Raw genomic sequence first — 18,515 nt, 5'->3', positions numbered from 1 at the left:
AGGGCTTTCTTAATAAGCTCGAAATTTGAAGGGAGCGTTAATCGATGAAAAACGTGTCGAAGGGTAAGGCCTTAGGTATGTTAATGGCTTCTGTCCTCCTTCTTAGTGCTTGCAGCAGTGGTGGAGGAGCTCCGGAAGCAGTGAAAGCGGATGCAAAAGCAAGCGATGGCAAGAAAGTTCAGCTGCAAATGTGGTTCTGGCAGGGTGCTACATTCGAAAAGATCATACCAGAGTTTAACCGAACGCATCCCAACATCGAGATCATTCCGCAAATCTACAAATGGGAAGACTCGCATAAAAAGCTTCTAACAGCTATGTCAGCCGGCTCGGGAGCTCCAGATATTGCGATGATCGATGTTTCGCAATTGGATCAGTTTCTGAAATATCCAGATAAATTTAACGATCTGAATACCTTTGGTGCCAAGGATATGGCCAAAGATTATCTCGATTGGAAATGGAAACAATCCACGGTCGGTGAGAAGCAGCTTGGACTTCCAACGGATATCGGCCCGATGGTGCTCTATTATCGGCAGGACTTATTCCAACAAGCGGGTTTGCCTTCCGAACCTGCTGACGTAGCAGCCAAAATCAAGACATGGGACGATTTCCTAGCTGCAGGCAAAACGCTGAAAGAGAAAACAGGGGCTGATATTTTATCCAATCCGAACGAATTATTCGGCGCCATTCGCGATCAAGGGGATGAATTGTACTTCGATAAGGATGATCAGCTCATCATCGAAAAGAATCCGCAAGTGAAGAAGGCATTGGACTATTTTAAAAAGGCTAGAGATATGGGGATTGCAGGCAGCTATGATCAAAAGAATGCTCTTCAAGAGTATTCAGCAGCACTCAACTCAGGCAAAATCGCCACTTACATTTCAGCGGCTTGGGGCCGGGGACATGTCGAAACGCGTGCTCCTGATACAAAAGGCAAATGGCGTGCAGCCAAAATTCCAGAAGGTACAGGCAACATGGGAGGATCATTCCTCACTATTCCTAAGGAATCGAAGTACGCTAAGGAAGCCTACACGGCTATTAGTTGGCTGATTTCTCCTCAGCAGCAGCTTGAAGTTTTTAAACTATCTGGTAACTTCCCTTCAACGCCATCCGTGTATGGGGACAAGGCTTTCACAGAAACGGGTTATGAGTTTTGGGGCAATCAGAAGCTAGGTGTGCTGTACTCCGAGGTAGCTAAGGACGTAAAAGTGCAGCGTAAAGGACCGAACTATCAAACGGTTGCGGATATCATTGGCGACGGCATGCAAGCGGTAGCCGTAGATAAAACGAAAGATCCGGATAAAGAGTTCTGGTCACTCGTTGAGAAGGCCAAAACGAAATTGAAGAATAAATAAAGGCCAATAGGGGGCAATCTCGTTTCACTAGCCCATGGCGGTGATGGAAGCGAAATTGCTCCCTGAAGGCATATCTTATGAGGATAGGATGTGGAGCCGATGAAAGGGTTCAAAGCCCATCTGGCGCCCTACGTAATGATTTCTCCGTTTTATATTCTCTTTATTGCTTTCAGCCTGTTTCCCATTCTGTTCTCGCTGTACTTAGCGTTTCATTCCTGGGATGGGCTCGGACCAATGGAGTTTGTAGGGCTCCGCAATTTTCGCAATCTATTAACGGACGATCCGGAATTCTGGACATCAGTTGGCAACACTTTTGTTATTTGGTTTCTGTCTACGGTGCCTCAGCTGTTCGCTGCGCTCGTGATTGCCTTTTTACTTAATGCAGCTTTTATGCGGTTTAAGGACTTTTACCGTGCGGTATATTTTCTGCCCAATATTACTTCAATTGTAGCGGTTGCCATCATATTTGGATCGTTTTTTGGCAGCCAATTCGGTCTGATTAACGGCCTGCTGCAGGCAATTGGTCTACCACGCATTGAATGGATCAATGATCCGTTTTGGGTGAAAGTTGCCATCTCACTCATGGTGATTTGGCGTTGGTCCGGCTATAACGCAATCATCTACTTGGCAGGTCTTCAGAGTATTCCGCATGATTTGTACGAGGCTGCTACAATTGACGGAGCCAGCCGTAAGCAGCAGTTCTTCAGCATTACGCTGCCGCTTCTGAAGCCAATCATTCTCTTTACGGTTATTCTCTCGACGATTGGCGGCATGCAGCTGTTTACAGAACCACTTATTTTGGTTGGTAATACCGGCGGAGCGACAAAAGGCGGACTGACGTTGGTGTTATATCTGTATAATCAGGCATTTGGTAATCAAATGTTCGGTTATGCTTCCGCTGTTGCGTGGATGCTGTTCCTGATTATTGGCATATTCTCATTTGTGAATTGGAAATTCGTCTCAAGAGGGGAGGGAGTCTGATGGTACCATCGTCTTCCAAAGTAGCCTTCGGACGGGTAATCACTGGCATTTCTGTGAAAAAGACGAGAGCACCAGGCACCATCTGGCTCCACGTTGTCATGATCACCGGGGCGATTCTATCCCTGTTTCCATTCTATTGGCTGCTTGTCATGTCGACAGCGACTACAGCTGATATGTTCCGTTTTCCGCCTCGGCTTCTGCCTGGGGACCAGCTGCTTGTCAATATTGGAAAAGTGCTTGATCATGTTGGCTTCTTCCGTTCATTTGGCAACAGTTTACTAGTTGCGGGTACTCATATGTTGTTGGTGTTGTTTTTCTGCTCGTTAGCGGGATTTGCCTTTGCGAAATTCCAGTTTCCAGCGAAAGCACCATTGTTCTTCTTCTTATTAGCGACAATGATGGTACCGCAGCAGTTAGGACTAATTCCGCAATTCATCATTATGCAAAAACTTGGCTGGATCAATGATCTCAAAGCGCTCATCGTACCAGGAGCGGCCAGCGCGTTCGGTATCTTCTGGATGCGGCAATATACGGCTTCCGTCGTGCATGACGAGCTTATTAACGCAGGTCGTATTGACGGCTGTAACTCTTTCGATCTTTACTGGAGAGTTGCGCTTCCCGTACTGCGTCCCGCACTTGCGACTCTGGGGATTATTACCTTTCTCGGTTCGTGGAACGATTACTTGTGGCCGCTTGTCGTTATTTCGGTGCAGGAAAAATTCACCATTCAGATGTTGATTGCCTCTATGAACGGGGTATACAGCACAGATTACTCGATGGTCATGGCTGCTACGCTAATGGCTACTGTCCCACTCATCATTGTATTCTCTTTATTTAGCCGCCAATTTATTGCTGGTCTTATGCAAGGGTCAGTGAAAGATTAATATTTGTTTCTGTAAAGGCGTTCACTCTATGAGTGGACGTTTTTTTGCATGGGGAGGGAACCATGTTCCGCTTACGGTGTCCAACTAAATTTTGGTGAACCAAACCTGTATAAATGCCAAATTCCTATTTAGCAGCGCCATTTTAAATTCGTGAGCCCTTACGTACAATTCATGTAAGGGCTTTATTGATTGAAGTGAATTTGAAACATGTCCCTAATACAGCTAATCCGAAGAGGGGAGAAATCAGTGAATATAGTATCCAACTTATCATCATCCACAAATCAGGAAGGTCATCGCGAATGCTGCCAATTGGGTTGCTCCTGTCAACGGACCTCACCTGCAATTCGGCAAAATGGAACCTTTGGAGCCGATAAGATGAAGGTCATTAACATCGGAATCGTGGGTACAGGATTTTCGGCCAAAGCGCACATGGAAGCAATTCGTCGTATCCCCTACTTACGAGTAGCCGCCGTTGCTGCTAGCAGCTTGGAGAAAGCGCAGCAGATAGCTGAGGACTATGGAATTCCCAAAGCTTATGGGGATGCGAGCGAACTCATCCAAGATAATGAGATCGTGGCCGTTCATAACTGTACGCCCAACTATTTGCATTACGCAATCAATCGTGAGGTCCTACTGGCGGGTAAGCATATATTATCGGAAAAGCCGTTAGGGCTCAGCAGTAACCAGACCAAAGAGCTGGCATTATTAGCTCAAGAGAGCAGAGGAGTCAGTGGTGTAGCGTTCAATTATCGTCATTTTCCACTGATTGCCGAGGTCAAACATCGAATAAGCAAGCTGACTTACGGAAACGTAAATTTGGTTTATGGCGGATTTTTGCAGGACTGGTTGTTACATCGTACGGACTACAATTGGCGATTAGAGCCAGAATACAATGGAGCTTCACGTGCGCTAGCAGATATTGGTTCGCATTGGTGTGATACGGTTCAATATGTGTTAGGCAAAAAAATTGTAAAAGTATTTGCTGATTTGAAAATCGTTCATCCCACACGCCTGAAACCACCTGAAAAAGCTGGCATGTTTGACAAGCAATGTGATTCTGGGTATGAGGAGATCGTTATGAGAACAGAGGATTACGGCAGTGTGCTCGTTCATTTCGAGGACGGGATTCATGGCGTATTTACAATATCACAGGTAAGTGCGGGGCGTAAGAACAAGCTGTTTTTTGAAATAGCTGCTGAGCAAGGATCGCTGGCTTGGAACCAAGAGAACCCTCATTCCTTGTGGATCGGTCAACGAGATCAAGCAAACATTGAGCTAAGTTCAGATCCAAGGTTACTTTGCGAGTCAGCTGCAGAGCTTTCCCATTACCCAGGTGGTCATCAAGAGGGTTGGCCGGATGCGTTGAAAAATATGCTGATTGATTTTTATTCGGTTGTTCGTAATCCGAGCTTGAAAACCACAACATCTGCCAGGTCATTTGCCAACTTTGATGATGGGGATCAAATCATGAACGTCATTGACGCAATTCTGGAAAGTCACCTTAAGCAGCAATGGGTGAAAATTCCATGACCTGTATTAGTGATAAATATCTATTTATTTGAGCCATATATTTAAAGAAATATCCATTTATAATAAAGATGTAAGCGTATAACAAACAAAAATGTTTATGATAAATGATTTTAATACATCCCACTTTCAGATAGAATGACTAGGAGGTTTCCGTAATGCCCAAGCAACTTGTAGCAACTGCACCGCGTAAAGCAGAATTACTTAACTATGAGGATGTTCCTCTAAAATCAGGTCAAGTTCGAGTGAAAGTCCAATATGCCTCTCCGAAGCATGGATCGGAGCTAGCAGATTTTCGCGGAGAAAGAAATCAAATGGAGTCCGTTTATGACAACGAGTGGCAGTTATTTATAACGCGAAGCTCCACGGAAGCTGTTGGGGGTCTTTTCGGCAAATGGAATATTGGGAATCAATGGGTTGGCCAGATAACGGAGCTTGGACCTGATGTGCAAGGATATGAAGTTGGAGAGCGGCTCTGCGGGTATGGCGGCATACGTGAATCCCAAGTGGTGAACACCATTAACGCAAAGCGTTTGATGAAAATGCCAGAAGATATGTTATGGAAAAATGCCGTATGCTTCGACCCCGCACAGTTTGCGCTTGGTGGAATACGTGATGGACAAGTAAAACTAGGAGATCGTGTTGCTATTTCAGGACTAGGTGCCATAGGAGCAATTGCTGCTCAAATGGCTAAGCTAGCTGGTGCGAGCTACGTTGCAGTTATAGATCCAATCCAGAAACGAAGAGAGGCTGCTATCCGGGCAGGGGCAGATGAAGCATTCGATCCATTATCACAAGATGTCGGTCTGGCATTAAAAAAAGCGACCAACAAGCTGGGGGTAGATGTCATCATTGAGACTAGCGCTAACGAACTTGCGCTGCAAGCGTGCTTAAGAGGGTTAGCGTATGGAGGTACAATCGCTTTCGTTGGTTGGGCAAGACCTTTTAAAGGCGGTTTAAATCTAGGGATGGAAGCTCATTTTAACAATGCAAAAATCGTTTTTTCACGCGCATGCAGTGAGCCGAATCCGGATTACCCTCGCTGGAGTTGGCAACGAATCCAAGAAGAATGTTGGCGTTTATTGGCAACCAATCAATTGCATTGCGAAGAGATCGTAGATCCGGTGATTCCTTTTGAAGAGGCTGCTGCAGGCTATGAGCAATATGTAGATCGAACACCAGAGAAAAGTATTAAATTAGGTGTTAGGTTTTAAACTTTTTATAGATGAATTGAACGTAAGGGGGTGGTTACATGTCAGACGATGTTATGGATTTAGATCTATTATTGCAAAATGCAGTCCTAAATATCATCCAATTTGATATCCATACCAGGCGAGAAATGAAGACCTTTAACCGAGTTCGCCCATGTTATGTCATGTCCTATCATAAGAAAGGCATTGCCAAGCTTAGAATCGGAGACGAGTTATTTTCCATTGAACCAGGGACGGTTATTCTAATCCCGCCGAATGTGGCTCATGATCATTTCAAAGAAAATCCAGATGAATCTGTCTTTTTATGGTCGCATTTTACATTCGAAATTGGTGGGGTTATTGATGTATTAAAGCTCTTTCAAATTCCTTACACCTTCAAGTTAAAGGATTCAGAAGAATTCGAAAGGGTATTCCTTCAGTACAATGAGCTTAAACAGCAAACCGGCTTCTTACCTACAACGATCCTTCGAAAGGCGAAAGCGCTAGAATTAATTTACTTAGTTCTCGAAAGTGCTATTCACATGGACCAGCATGCGGGCTCCAACATTCAATCACGCAGCTTCATGGAAATTTTAGCGAAAATTATTCAACATCCTGAGCAAGAGTTCTCGTTGTCACAATTCGCTAAAGAATTGAATATGCATCCGACTTACGTCAGTAATCGGTTCAAAGAGTTGTACGGGAGATCACCTATTCAAGTGCAGCGCGAAATGAAAATCCATAAAGCTAAGACATTGCTCAATACGAGCCAGCTCTCCATTACAGAAATAGCTCAATCATTAGGCTTCAGTGGAATACCCAATTTCACTCGGTTGTTCAAAACGTATGTAGGTACCTCGCCATCCCATTATCGAGAACTCAATAGAAAGAAAATTGAAGGATATTTTACAAAGACATAACGATAAAGAAAGAAATGTAGGTGGAATGCACATGAAGTTCGCTATTCAAGATAAGTTAACGGGGTTATCGAATTATACAGAAGTATTTCAAATGTCCAAAGAGATTGGTTACGACGGGGTTGAATTGAACCTATTTCAAAAACCATTGAATGACTCTATTACTGCTGAGCTGCAGACGGCTATTCAAGCTTCAGGCATTCCGCTGACAGCCATTTGCGGTGGATATCGCCATTGGATCGGCCACTTCGACGAATCGAAACGGTTGCAAGCCGTGGCGGATATTCAAGATTCACTGAAATACGCAGCAATGTTGGGTGCTCAAGGAATTATCGCTCCAGCAGCCTACGGCATGTTCTCCAAATCACTACCGCATCAAGTATTGCCACGAGAAGAACAAGATGACCGCAGGGCATTACTTGATTCCCTTATGCGAATCGCAGAGCATGCTGAAAAGCTGCAAGTGAACCTTTTTATTGAACCGTTGAACCGCTATGAGGATCATATGCTGCATACCGTTTCTCAAGCGGCATCGTTAATCAATGAGGTGCAGAGTTCTAATTTAAAAGTACTAGGTGATTTCTTTCACATGAATATAGAAGAGGCTGATATCTCACACACCATTGAAAACGATTACAAATACCTGGGCTACTTTCATTTGGCTGACAGCAACAGGCAGCTTCCCGGTAAGGCTCACACGGATTTCCGGACACCTTTCCAAACCTTGCAAAAACTGAATTACAAAGGTTATTTATCTATGGAATGCAGAATTGGTGAGGAGAAGAGGGAGTTACTACAAGAAACCTTACAGTTTTTGCGTAGTTGTTTGCAGCGTTAATCCAATAAGACAGGGAGAGATTTAAGATGAAAAAAATTTTTCAATCTATAGTCCCGATTATACTAGCTAGCAGTTTGGTATTGTCAGCTTGTTCAACCAAAGCTCCTGTAAAGGAAGCTAAACCTGTCGAAGGTGTGAAAAATGGAGAAACGGTAACCGTTAATTTCTGGGATAACTATACAGACCCCACACAATCCAAGGCAATGGACGCTATTATCGCAAATTTTGAAAAACAAAATAGCAACATCAAGATTAAAAGATCTTCGATGAAAGCGGATGATCAGCGAAAATTGATTAAGCCAGCTTTACTAAGTAAAGAAGGACCGGATCTGTTTGCTTACGATGCAGGTCCTGGATATCTGGGAGTGCTTGCTAAAGCAAACTTGCTGATGGATTTAACCGCCAAATCCGAAAGTTTGGGCTGGAATAAACGATTTCCTTCATGGATTCAAGAACGAAATACGTTTAATAAAAAGATTTATGGCGTAGGTACGCAAGTCGAGATGTTGGGTGTTTACTATAACAAAAAGATTTTCAAGGATTTAGGTGTAAATGTGCCTAAAACGTACGATGAATTCCTGGCAATTTGCAAAGCCGCCAAAGATAAAGGCATCGTAGGTATATCCTTGGATGATAAAGACCAATGGCCAGCTTTCCATATAGAAAGCATGTTTTATACAGCTGTTGCAGGAAAAACGGAGATCGAAGCCGTGCTAAATGGTCAAAAAAGCTTTGATCAACCTATTTTTGCTGAAGCATTAGATACTTTTAAGAAATTGATTACAGACGGTTATACCACGAAAAGCCCACTAGCCATCTCTTATGACGACGGGAATAAAGAATTCTTCACAGGTAAAGCTGCTATGCGGATGACAGGTACTTGGATGGTATCCGGTATGGTTGAGAACTTGAAAGAAGATGTTGGTTTCTTCTTGCTTCCATCGGTTAAGCCTAATTTGCCGCTTATGGCACCTGGTGGTATTGGCGGCACCTTTGCAGTCTCTTCCGGCTCCGCTCATCCTGATGAAACTGTCAAATTCCTAGATTATATGTTCTCTACGGATACGGCTAAAATTTGGTATGAGGCTAATATTATTCCGCCATTGCCTATTGATGTGAATGCGATTAATGCTAATTCTCTCTTTAAAGAAGTGGTTAGTTTATCGGCAACTCCTGCAGGACTTTCCTATAATATCGATGTTCTAATGCCTCAGAAGATTAATGATGTGACGATGAATGACTTACAGGAGTTAATTGCTGGGAAGAAAACTGGCGCTGAAGTCGTTAGAAACAAGCAAAAAGCATTTGAGGAAGAGAAAGCGAAAGGAAACTACTAAGGTTAATTTAATGGAAAAAGCAAAGAGATAGGGCAATTAGCCCTGTCTCTGCGCCATCCGCAGCGTATAGAATCAGGGGGTGTACAGATGAGCATCTTCACTAGAATAAAACCATTTAGTGCTTTGTTTTTTATTTTACCGGCTTTCATTTTTTATGTCCTATTTCTGATCGTGCCCATCTTACAGACGGCTCAATATAGTTTATTTGATTGGGATGGCGCTAGTCCTGTTATGAACTTCATTGGATTGGATAATTATGTACGTTTACTGCATGATCCTATCTTTTGGAAAGCGCTTGGAAACAACTTGTTTTGGATTGCCTGTTCCGTGACGATCCCTTTATTTATCGGATTAATTCTGGCTATTTTGGTACTTTCCAAAGGTATCCGAGGTGCCATTGTGTTTCGAGTTACGTATTTTATGCCGACCATTATTTCTTTGATTGCTGTGGGTATTGTGTGGAACTGGATTTATCATCCGAGTTTTGGTTTCATCAATATCACTTTAGAAAAAATAGGGTTAAGCAGCTTGGCCTTGGATTGGCTGGGTAATGAGCACACTGTCATGCCAGCTCTCACGACAGCTGGGAGTTGGACGTATTATGGTTTTTGTATGGTTATCTTTATGGCAGCTATGCAGGGGATTGATAAAAGCTATTATGAAGTTGCAAAAATTGAAGGTGCCTCCGTCTTACAAACATTTGTTCAAGTGACGATTCCACTATTAAAGAGCACAATTACCTTGTTGGTTTTAAATTCGTTAATCGGATCATTTAAGGTGTTCGATATCATCTATATGATGACGAAAGGCGGACCTTTTCATTCCTCGGAAGTCATCTCTACCTATATGTTTGATAGCGCTTTTCGCTTAAATGAGGTGGGATATGGAGCCGCAATTTCGATAACTTTGGCGCTCATTATAGCTTCTTGTTCCATCGTATATATGCGTTTTGCGGAAAGAAATGATTAGAGATGAGGGGGGACATCATGAAGGGGACAATCGAAGTTCATGGAGCGACACTTAGTAGCTCCTCTAGCTATGTGAAACAAATATTGACTTATCTGGTTCTAGTCGCGTTTCTGCTCATATCCGTTATGCCCGTCATTTGGATTCTTCTAGCTGCAATTAAGCCAGTCAATGAATTAAATACGAATCTGTTTGCTTTTCCTAACCATTTGACGTTCGCTAACTTCTCGGAAGCTTGGAGCGTAGGGAAAATGGGGCAGTATTTGGTGAATAGTGTGATTGTTGCTATTCCTCGTGTGTTTTTTATCCTTGTTTTAGCTTCATTAGCAGGCTTTGGCTTCGGAAAGTTGAAATTTCCAGGCCGTGATGCGTTGTTTTTCTTCTTCTTATTCGGGATGATGGTGCCCATTCAAGCGATGGTCATTCCACTCTATTACACGATGCAGCGTTTGGATCTTATCAATACCTATTGGGCATTAATCCTGCCAAGCTTGGGACTTGCGATGCCATTTGCCATTTTTATGATGCGGACGTTTTTCAGAGATTTACCAGATGAACTGATGGATGCTTCGAAAATAGATGGTTGCAATAACTTTACATCCTATCTGCACATTATGCTTCCGCTCACGATACCTGCGCTAACCTCATTACTGGTATTTGAATTCATGTGGTCGTGGAACGATTTCTTACTTCCGCTGCTCTTTGTATATGACGATGCTTACCGGACACTGCCGCTTGGCATGATGTACTTTATCGGAGAATACACGTCCAATCAATCTTTAATTGCCGCTGGTGTATCCATTGCCATTGTACCAATTATCTTCATCTATATACTTTTCCAAAGGAAATTTATCGATGGAATTACTTCAGGTTCTGTGAAAGGCTAAGTACTTCCGTGTACAGATCACCATATGACTTATGTAAAGGCTGCCAGCATTGACGGGTAGCTTTTTTTGCTTGCAGAAGGAATGCTTCCTAATTATGTAGAATGAGAGAAAGATAAGAAGGATAAATAGCTTCCTGATCCCACAAATAATGAGGTGAGCGTAATGGAGGAATCTGCTTTAACATTTTATGATCATCTTGCAGAAGACTACCATCTTATTTTCGAGGAATGGTCGCGAGCCATTTCTTGGCAAGGAGAAACATTAAGCGGAATCATCCGCTCTAAACTATCGACTCCGTTTACCGAGGAAACTACATTATTGGATTGTTCTTGCGGGATTGGTACACAGGCAATAGGCTTGGCTAAACACGGGTTCAAAGTTACTGCGACAGATTTAAGTCCAGTTTCCGTTGCCAGAGCCAAAAAAGAGGCAGCATCTTTCGGAATTGAATTAAACGTTGGTGTAGCTGATTTTCGATCGTTGGAAAAAGACGTGTCTGGATTCTATGATGTCATTCTTTCGGCCGACAACGCAATTCCTCACCTACTCACGGATGAAGATTTATTTCAAGCTGCATGCAATATGTATGCCAAACTTCAAAGTGAAGGTATTCTTCTAGTTACACTCAGGGATTATGATGAATTAGTAAAATCAAAGCCGAAAGCGACAGAGCCGCGCATTTTTGATAAGGGTAAACGCATGATATTTCAGGTTTGGGATTGGGAAGAGGAGTCAAATATCTATCTAACTAATCACTTTATCATGCAAGAAATTGACGGAGAATGGAAAACTAAGCATAATAAAACTAGATACAGAGCTTTGCTGCGAGAAGAATTTAGTCGTATTTTGACTGAAGCGGGATTCTCAGCGATCGAATGGCATATGCCCGCAGCAACAGGTTATTATCAACCGATGGTTACTGCTCTAAAAAAACGTAGTGATTAAAAGTCAAATTTCCAAAACAATAGTATTAGAGGATGGTGCAGATGTCGCAACCACAAGTATATGTTCGTTTCCCAGTAGAAGATGACATTGCACAGATCATTGCAATGAACAAGCGGAATAGGGCCTTTTTCGAGAAATTTTCTCCAAGCAATTCAGATGATTATTACACGGAGGAGCACCAGCTCCAATGGATTAACAAAAGCAGGGCCGATCGCATGGAGGATCGGAAATATTCCTTCGTTGTATGTCAAACGGAAGACGAGCGGATTGTCGGGACCATCGGGCTGACGTATGTCGTGAGGGGACCGCTTCAGAGCTGCATGATTGGATACAATCTGGACCAGGCGGCTAACGGCAAGGGTTATATGACGGAAGCAGTGAAGCAGGTGGTACGTTATGCTTTCGAAGAACTGAGGATTCACCGGATTGTCGGGGAAGCATCCCCCAAAAATCCTGGATCAATCCGCGTGCTAGAGAAAGCTGGTTTCCACAAAGAAGGTATTTCCCGAAGTAATGTGAAGATCAACGGCGTGTGGGAGGACCATCAGGTTCTAGCTATTATCAATCCGTCCGAGGATATCTAGTCCTTATGGGATGAATAGTTCTCTAGGAAACGATATTAAATTTGAAAGTGAGGTACAATCCTATGGAATATGTGAAGCTTGGAAATACAGGATTGGATGTTTCACGGATTTGTCTGGGCTGTATGAGCTTTGGCGTAGCTGAACGGTGGGTTCACCCATGGGTGCTTGATGAAGAGCACAGTCGTCCCATTATCAAAAGAGCGCTGGAGCTCGGCATTAATTTTTTTGATACGGCGAATGTGTATTCAGATGGAACCAGCGAGGAGATTGTTGGACGAGCTCTGAAGGATTATGCCAGCCGCGATGAAATTGTCCTTGCGACAAAGGTTCATTTCCGTATGCACCAAGGTCCTAATGGTGCTGGTCTTTCCAGAAAAGCGATCATGAGTGAGATGGATAAGAGTCTTAAGCGATTGGGAACAGATTATGTAGACCTCTATCAAATCCATCGCTGGGATTACCATACGCCAATAGAAGAAACGATGGAAGCTATGCATGATGTCGTTAAAGCTGGGAAGGCAAGATACATAGGTGCTTCTGCCATGTACGCCTGGCAATTCCTTAAGGCATTACATACGGCTGAGAAAAATGGATGGACCCGGTTTGTATCGATGCAGAACCATTTAAACCTTATCTATCGTGAAGAAGAGAGGGAGATGCTGCCGCTTTGTAAAGAAGAAAAAATCGGTGTGATTCCATACAGCCCGCTTGCTTCAGGTCGATTGACGCGTGATTGGTCAGAATCGACTCATCGTTCTGAAACCGATCAAGTTCAGAAAACGAAATATGATGCGACAGCAAATACGGATCAATTAATTGTTGAGCGAGTTGCGGCAATTGCAGAGCAGCATGGTGTTCCTCGGGCTCAAATCGCTCTTGCTTGGTTGTTGCAAAAAGAGCCTGTAACTGCGCCTATTATCGGTGCTACGAAAATGTCTAATCTCGAAGATGCTGTAGCTGCTCTATCGATCTCGCTGTCAAGTGAAGAAATTGCCTCACTGGAAGAGCCGTATGTCCCTCACCCTGTCATTGGTGCCGTTTGATCCACATGGGACAACTCGGTATTATTCCGTTATAATAGTAGTTGAAAACGTTTCCGAGAGGAGCTGTGACTGTGGGTAGAAACGATCGATTAGGCGAGCGGTTGACTCCGCTGTTGAAGAGCTTTATGGAGAAAGGGCCGGCTGGCTGCGCTTGTACAGTCGTGCACCGGGGAGAAGTGATCTACCAGGAAGCTCTGGGCTATGCTGATTTGGAAAAGCAGCAAGAGATTAATCTTAACACGATCTACCGGATTTATTCCATGACCAAAGTAGTGACTTGTGTAGCAGCTCTCATGCTTTATGAAAAAGGTCTCTATCTACTGAACGACCCACTAGGTGATTATTTGCCGGAGTTTCGAAACCCGCAGGTGTACAAGTATAACGATTTCGGAATAAAGACGCTGGTTCCAGCGGGAGCGCCGATTCGGATCAAGGATCTGTTTATGATGACCTCAGGAATTACATATGGCGGAGATGGTAATGAAACCGAACGTCAGACGCGGGCGAAAATGGAAAAAGCAGCCGAGACCATGGATACTCAAACGGCGGTCAAAGCGATTGCTTCCGTACCGCTCGCATTTGAGCCTGGCACTCGCTGGAAATACGGGATGAGCCATGATGTTCTTGCCGCATTGATCGAAGTGCTATCAGGCCAGAAGTTTGGCGATTTTCTGGAGAAGGAAATTTTCGAACCGCTTGGTATGAAGGATACGTCCTTCCGTATTAGAGAAGACCAGCGTGACCGTCTGTGCACGATGTATGATTGTGCGGCTGATGGCACAATGACGCCTAACAATAGACTGGATTCCTGTTATCAGCCAGACTGTCAATTGGAGAGCGGAGGAGCTGGACTGCTCTCGACGATTGGGGATTACAGCAAGTTCGCGCAAGTTCTGGCGGGTGGCGGCGAATTGAACGGAACTCGTATCCTTAGCCGCAAAACCGTTCAATTGATGGCGACGAATCATTTGAATGCTCAGCAGCTCCGAGATTTCGACTGGTCGCAAATGAGCGGTTATGGCTATGGCCTTGGTGTTCGTGTTTTGCTTGATCCTGCGGCTGGTGGAAACAATGGTTCGATCGGTGAATTCGGCTGGGCGGGCATGGCTGGATCGTATTTGTTAATCGATCCCAAAGAAGAGCTCTCTATCGTATACATGCAGCAGTTGCTTCCGAGTCGTGAGCCTTTCATTCATCCGCGGTTGCGGGCAGTTGTTTATGGGGCAATGGAGTGAGTAGGGTATTTGAGAGGTAAGAATATAGAGTAAAATTAAAGAGGCAGTGCCAAAAGTTCAAAAGAGAGGCTGTCCCGCGGTCATTGGATGACTTGGGACAGCCTCTTCTTTTATGAACTGCAACGAATAGCGGGAAAAACTCCCGTAATTTCAAGTAATTACTGGCAGCGTTACAGCTGGCAGTTGGCGAGTTCAGCATGCGTTAGCGATGAAAAACAACGTTACAGCGGCGGAATCGACGTTGGCTGGTGATTTCCACGACAGTTAACGATGTTTTACATCGTTACAGCGGGCAGTTGGCGCGTTCAGCATGCGTTAGCGATGAAAAACATCGTTACAGCGGCGGAATCGACGTTGGCTGGTGATTCCCACGACAGTTAACGATGTTTTACATCGTTACAGCGGGCAGTTGACGCGTTCAGCATGCGTTAGCGATGAAAAACATCGTTACAGCGGAGGAATCGACGTTGGCTGGTGATTTCCACGACAGTTAACGATGTTTTACTTCGTTACAGCGGGCAGTTGGCGCGTTCAGCATGCGTTAGCGATGAGAAACATCGTTACAGCGGAGGAATCGACGTTGGCTGGTGATTTCCACGACAGTTAACGATGTTTTAGATCGTTACAGCGGGCAGTTGGCGCGTTCAGCATGCGTTAGCGATGAAAAACATCGTTACAGCGGCGGAATCGACGTTGGCTGGTGATTTCCAGCAGCTGTGTTACACTTATTCAACGATATTGAACTTCACATCAATGTTGCCTCTGGTCGCTTTGGAGTAAGGGCATATTTGGTGTGCCGCTTCGGCAAGTTCTCTGGCTACTTCAGGAGTCACCCCGTCAACTGTTACATCGAGTTCCGCGGATAATTGAAAACCACCGTCGTCCGTTTTGTTAATCGTTATGTGGGCAGTAACTTGTGTGCCCTCTGCTTTGATGCCTTTTTGACGAATGGCCAGATTCAGTGCGCCATCGAAACAAGCGGAATATCCTGCTGCAAATAGCTGCTCCGGATTCGTACCATGACCACCTGGACCCCCGAGCCCTGTAGGTGTTTTGAGATCAAGCGCGATGACTTGATCGGAAGATACCACTCTTCCACTTCTTCCTCCAACTGCTGTTACGGTACCTGTGTATAGGCTCTGCATAATGATTTGCTCCTTAATTTGCATTTTTAATTTAAGTCACCTATACATTTCCCGAAAAAAGTGGATATTATGAGAAAATTTTCTTCCTTTCTCTTGATGTCTGAGTGCCCTGTATAGATGGGAATTACGACCAATTGTGACTTAAAAAATAGTCCGTTGGCGAATAGACTATACATATAAGGGGGAAAGCGTCCATGGGTAACCTAGCAGACCGATATATGATCGTTCAACCACTTAAGCAAAAAACGAATGGGCTGATAGTTAGAGGGAAGGATGTAACCTCCAAACGAGATGTCCTTTTATATACCTTTAAAGAGAGTGATGAAACAGCAAGCCACGAAGCTGTGCGATGGATGAAAAAAGCGTCTCAGACCGCTAATGAGCATTTCATGCAGATTTTGGATATCGGCTCGGAAGATGGAACTTTGTACGCTGCGCTACAAGTAGAATCGGGAAAGCCTTTGACCGATCAACTGAACGATTTAGAGATAACAGGGCACAAAGCACTCACATATGTACATGAGTTGGCTATGGCCATTCGAGACACACATCGTAAGCAGCTATTGGATTATGCTGTTGACGCGGAAAATCTTTGGATTGAAGATAACGGACAGTTGCGAATCATGAATAGTTGGACGGAAGGGAAGAACGGTAGGCGTGGAGTACCGGGCCTGGCGCTGCTTCTCTATCAGTTAGGGGCGAAAACGGATATTCCTACATCCTCTATGAGTGCGTACTCATTTGAGATGAGCTTATTGTTTGCAGATTTGGCTGAAGTAACAAGGGAGCGTGCCGCAACGTTAGCCTGCAAGGCGTATGAAGGATTATGCACGCTAGAAGAATTTCAGCTGGAGCTGGGAGTTCTGCTCGGAATAGATGGCGAGAGGAGCAAGCTTCTTTCGCATTCCTATGCAGAACCTCCTAAACCTAAGGAGAAAAAGACTGTTCGTAAGTGGACAATGATCGCGTCCGCCAGCTTCGGGGTACTCATTTTGTTGCTCTTGATATCACTGCGTCCGCACTCGGACTACGCGGATGATGCGAAACAGCAGACGATTCCGACGTCTGGCACTGCTGCGAGTTCGCCCAATGTGACAGTGTCGCCGCAATCTTCCGCCACTGCATCTCCAACACCAACAGGGAAGCCTATAGCTGCTGAAACTCAACAGACTGGCGATGATGCGGTACAAGCCAACAAGGGTATCGTCCCAAATTTGGTTGCTCATACAAGAGAAGAAGCTGAGAAGAGGGCGCTAGCCTCAGGTCTTCGCTACCAATTTTACTTGGAGTCGAGCACCGCTGATAAAGGTACTGTTTTCAAACAAGACATTGCTCCGGGAACTGTCGTTAATGATGGCGATCGCATTACATTTTGGGTGAGTAAAGGGCCTTAAACTGTTCATGTGTGCGATTACAATCAATCGTATGGTCCAAAAGAACTGTTCCTTTACGCAGGAGGCTATTGTGCACTAAAGTTGACCCTGTAAAGAGTTGTCTCCGTAAAACAGAGATGATGAAAGAAAGGATCGGTGTTCCTTACATGAGCGAATCGGGACAATTGGCAGAAGAAATTGCACACGCAAAGACAAGCCGCACTTACAAACTTGGCGTAATTGGTCTAGGCGAAGGCCGAAGTATCCTTTCGGCTGCCTTGCAAAGCAATCGTTGGGAATTAGTGAATGTTTGTGACATTAATGAAGCAATGTGCAAGTTGCGCAGTGATGAATTCGGACTTACCCGGTATACACTCCGTTATGATGACATGCTGAACGATCCTGAGATAGACGTAATTGCGATCTATACACCAGATCAACTTCATGGCCGACATATCAAGATGGCGTTGGAAGCGGGGAAACATGTCATTGTGACTAAACCACTACTTCATTCACTTGATGAAGCTAACGAACTGCTTGCTGTGTGGAAATCCTCGGGTAAGCATGTGTTTGTTGGGCAAAGCTCACGTTTTTTTGAACCGATGATTCACCAAAGAAACGATTATTTGGCTGGCCGTCATGGCGAGGTGGATACGGTCGAAGCTTACTACATTTCGGATTCTCGTTGGTTTCTGCAAAAGGATTGGAGTCGTCAGAAGGGTTTTAGCTGGATGTACAATTTTATGATTCACGCCGTTGATCTAGCGAAATGGTATTTGCCCGATATCGAGGAAGTGTTCGGTTATGGCCATTCAAGCAGCAATAACAAGGCATTTGGCTTGAGCGTTCCTGATACGATGAGATTCGTGATGAAAGACACAGAAGGCCGTATCGCACAAGTATCAGGTTCCTATACGAAGCCAACAATCAAGCATGTGGACCCTGGTATTAGCTGTACGCTAAGGGGGACCAAAGGGACGAGTAGAGCGGTTTACTCTAAGCTTCTCTATCATACCCATTTCCCGCCAGAGCAGCCTGTTACACATGCGTATGAAGAAAAATTTCCCTATTATTTTCGTTTTGAGGGAGCAAGCCACCATGCTGGTGAGTATCAAAATTATATCGAATATTTTGCTGAATGTCTGGATCAAGGCACTACGCCAAAGCCAGATTTGAATGAAGGCATACACACAATAGCCTTGATGACGGCCATGGAAAGAAGCATGGAAACTGGACTGCCTGTGAAAGTGAAACAAATTTTAAAAGATTTTTCTTTGGATTTATAATCAGCATCGTAAGGAGGAAACAACT

General features: G+C 44.4%; 18 protein-coding genes. 17 read left to right on the top strand and 1 reads right to left on the bottom strand.

Features of this window, described 5'->3' with window-relative positions; all coding sequences use genetic code 11:
• The first annotated feature begins 44 nt into the window (after positions 1-44).
• From AC58VC_RS21355 to AC58VC_RS21285, 15 genes are all read left to right on the top strand, one after another.
• Positions 45-1,352: an ABC transporter substrate-binding protein gene (locus AC58VC_RS21355; RefSeq protein ID WP_497371068.1), complete on the top strand. Its 1,308-nt coding sequence runs from the start codon at positions 45-47 to the stop codon at positions 1,350-1,352.
• A gap of 99 nt (positions 1,353-1,451) precedes the next feature.
• Entirely contained in the window at positions 1,452-2,333 is an 882-nt protein-coding gene (locus AC58VC_RS21350; RefSeq protein ID WP_127454326.1) for a carbohydrate ABC transporter permease, read from the top strand.
• A 98-nt stretch (positions 2,334-2,431) separates the two neighbouring features.
• Positions 2,432-3,217, top strand: a complete 786-nt coding sequence (locus AC58VC_RS21345) for a carbohydrate ABC transporter permease (RefSeq protein WP_497371372.1) — start codon at positions 2,432-2,434, stop codon at positions 3,215-3,217.
• A gap of 375 nt (positions 3,218-3,592) precedes the next feature.
• Positions 3,593-4,747, top strand: a complete 1,155-nt coding sequence (locus AC58VC_RS21340; protein WP_497371066.1) for a Gfo/Idh/MocA family protein — start codon at positions 3,593-3,595, stop codon at positions 4,745-4,747.
• 155 nt (positions 4,748-4,902) lie between these two features.
• Complete coding sequence (locus AC58VC_RS21335; protein WP_497371064.1) at positions 4,903-5,958, top strand: zinc-dependent alcohol dehydrogenase; 1,056 nt, start codon at positions 4,903-4,905, stop codon at positions 5,956-5,958.
• A gap of 38 nt (positions 5,959-5,996) precedes the next feature.
• Positions 5,997-6,854 carry a helix-turn-helix domain-containing protein gene (locus tag AC58VC_RS21330; protein WP_497371062.1) on the top strand — a complete coding sequence of 286 codons (858 nt, stop codon included), beginning with the start codon at positions 5,997-5,999 and terminating at the stop codon, positions 6,852-6,854.
• Positions 6,855-6,885: 31 nt separating this feature from the next.
• On the top strand, positions 6,886-7,689 hold the full coding sequence (locus AC58VC_RS21325) for a TIM barrel protein (protein WP_497371060.1): 804 nt from the start codon (positions 6,886-6,888) through the stop codon (positions 7,687-7,689).
• Positions 7,690-7,715: 26 nt separating this feature from the next.
• A complete protein-coding gene (locus tag AC58VC_RS21320; protein WP_497371058.1) occupies positions 7,716-9,026 on the top strand; it encodes an ABC transporter substrate-binding protein in 1,311 nt (436 codons plus the stop codon).
• Positions 9,027-9,113: 87 nt separating this feature from the next.
• Complete coding sequence (locus AC58VC_RS21315; RefSeq protein ID WP_497371056.1) at positions 9,114-9,995, top strand: carbohydrate ABC transporter permease; 882 nt, start codon at positions 9,114-9,116, stop codon at positions 9,993-9,995.
• Between the two features lie 17 nt (positions 9,996-10,012).
• The gene (locus tag AC58VC_RS21310; RefSeq protein WP_497371054.1) at positions 10,013-10,879 is read left to right on the top strand and encodes a carbohydrate ABC transporter permease; all 867 of its coding nucleotides are present in this window, start codon (positions 10,013-10,015) and stop codon (positions 10,877-10,879) included.
• A 162-nt stretch (positions 10,880-11,041) separates the two neighbouring features.
• Positions 11,042-11,824, top strand: coding sequence for a class I SAM-dependent methyltransferase (locus tag AC58VC_RS21305; protein ID WP_497371052.1), 783 nt, complete (start codon positions 11,042-11,044; stop codon positions 11,822-11,824).
• Positions 11,825-11,865: 41 nt separating this feature from the next.
• Positions 11,866-12,408: a GNAT family N-acetyltransferase gene (locus tag AC58VC_RS21300; protein WP_497371050.1), complete on the top strand. Its 543-nt coding sequence runs from the start codon at positions 11,866-11,868 to the stop codon at positions 12,406-12,408.
• Between the two features lie 62 nt (positions 12,409-12,470).
• Complete coding sequence (locus AC58VC_RS21295) at positions 12,471-13,451, top strand: aldo/keto reductase (protein WP_497371049.1); 981 nt, start codon at positions 12,471-12,473, stop codon at positions 13,449-13,451.
• Between the two features lie 71 nt (positions 13,452-13,522).
• Positions 13,523-14,686 carry a serine hydrolase domain-containing protein gene (locus AC58VC_RS21290; RefSeq protein ID WP_497371047.1) on the top strand — a complete coding sequence of 388 codons (1,164 nt, stop codon included), beginning with the start codon at positions 13,523-13,525 and terminating at the stop codon, positions 14,684-14,686.
• A gap of 87 nt (positions 14,687-14,773) precedes the next feature.
• Positions 14,774-14,938, top strand: a complete 165-nt coding sequence (locus AC58VC_RS21285; RefSeq protein WP_497371045.1) for a hypothetical protein — start codon at positions 14,774-14,776, stop codon at positions 14,936-14,938.
• A gap of 473 nt (positions 14,939-15,411) precedes the next feature.
• Here AC58VC_RS21285 and AC58VC_RS21280 read toward each other — a convergent pair whose 3' ends face one another.
• Positions 15,412-15,831, bottom strand: coding sequence for an organic hydroperoxide resistance protein (locus AC58VC_RS21280; protein WP_497371370.1), 420 nt, complete (start codon positions 15,829-15,831; stop codon positions 15,412-15,414).
• A gap of 194 nt (positions 15,832-16,025) precedes the next feature.
• Here AC58VC_RS21280 and AC58VC_RS21275 point away from each other — a divergent pair, with 194 nt between their 5' ends.
• Together AC58VC_RS21275 and AC58VC_RS21270 are read left to right on the top strand one after the other, a co-directional pair.
• Positions 16,026-17,225: a PASTA domain-containing protein gene (locus AC58VC_RS21275; RefSeq protein WP_497371043.1), complete on the top strand. Its 1,200-nt coding sequence runs from the start codon at positions 16,026-16,028 to the stop codon at positions 17,223-17,225.
• A 116-nt stretch (positions 17,226-17,341) separates the two neighbouring features.
• Positions 17,342-18,490 carry a Gfo/Idh/MocA family protein gene (locus AC58VC_RS21270; protein ID WP_497371041.1) on the top strand — a complete coding sequence of 383 codons (1,149 nt, stop codon included), beginning with the start codon at positions 17,342-17,344 and terminating at the stop codon, positions 18,488-18,490.
• Positions 18,491-18,515: the final 25 nt, after the last annotated feature.

Source organism: Paenibacillus sp. J22R67, from assembly GCF_059692175.1.
Note: the sequence above shows the minus strand (reverse complement) of the source record. Positions and strands in the feature narration are given on the sequence as shown.

Coding starts and splice junctions, on each gene's coding strand:
- AC58VC_RS21330 (WP_497371062.1), top strand. CDS start 5,997: ATGTCAGACGATGTTATGGATTTAGATCTATTATTGCAAAATGCAGTC.
- AC58VC_RS21270 (WP_497371041.1), top strand. CDS start 17,342: ATGATGAAAGAAAGGATCGGTGTTCCTTACATGAGCGAATCGGGACAA.
- AC58VC_RS21275 (WP_497371043.1), top strand. CDS start 16,026: ATGGGTAACCTAGCAGACCGATATATGATCGTTCAACCACTTAAGCAA.
- AC58VC_RS21315 (WP_497371056.1), top strand. CDS start 9,114: ATGAGCATCTTCACTAGAATAAAACCATTTAGTGCTTTGTTTTTTATT.
- AC58VC_RS21300 (WP_497371050.1), top strand. CDS start 11,866: ATGTCGCAACCACAAGTATATGTTCGTTTCCCAGTAGAAGATGACATT.
- AC58VC_RS21335 (WP_497371064.1), top strand. CDS start 4,903: ATGCCCAAGCAACTTGTAGCAACTGCACCGCGTAAAGCAGAATTACTT.
- AC58VC_RS21350 (WP_127454326.1), top strand. CDS start 1,452: ATGAAAGGGTTCAAAGCCCATCTGGCGCCCTACGTAATGATTTCTCCG.
- AC58VC_RS21345 (WP_497371372.1), top strand. CDS start 2,432: ATGATCACCGGGGCGATTCTATCCCTGTTTCCATTCTATTGGCTGCTT.
- AC58VC_RS21295 (WP_497371049.1), top strand. CDS start 12,471: ATGGAATATGTGAAGCTTGGAAATACAGGATTGGATGTTTCACGGATT.
- AC58VC_RS21340 (WP_497371066.1), top strand. CDS start 3,593: ATGAAGGTCATTAACATCGGAATCGTGGGTACAGGATTTTCGGCCAAA.
- AC58VC_RS21285 (WP_497371045.1), top strand. CDS start 14,774: ATGACTTGGGACAGCCTCTTCTTTTATGAACTGCAACGAATAGCGGGA.
- AC58VC_RS21355 (WP_497371068.1), top strand. CDS start 45: ATGAAAAACGTGTCGAAGGGTAAGGCCTTAGGTATGTTAATGGCTTCT.
- AC58VC_RS21305 (WP_497371052.1), top strand. CDS start 11,042: ATGGAGGAATCTGCTTTAACATTTTATGATCATCTTGCAGAAGACTAC.
- AC58VC_RS21310 (WP_497371054.1), top strand. CDS start 10,013: ATGAAGGGGACAATCGAAGTTCATGGAGCGACACTTAGTAGCTCCTCT.
- AC58VC_RS21325 (WP_497371060.1), top strand. CDS start 6,886: ATGAAGTTCGCTATTCAAGATAAGTTAACGGGGTTATCGAATTATACA.
- AC58VC_RS21320 (WP_497371058.1), top strand. CDS start 7,716: ATGAAAAAAATTTTTCAATCTATAGTCCCGATTATACTAGCTAGCAGT.
- AC58VC_RS21280 (WP_497371370.1), bottom strand. CDS start 15,831: ATGCAGAGCCTATACACAGGTACCGTAACAGCAGTTGGAGGAAGAAGT.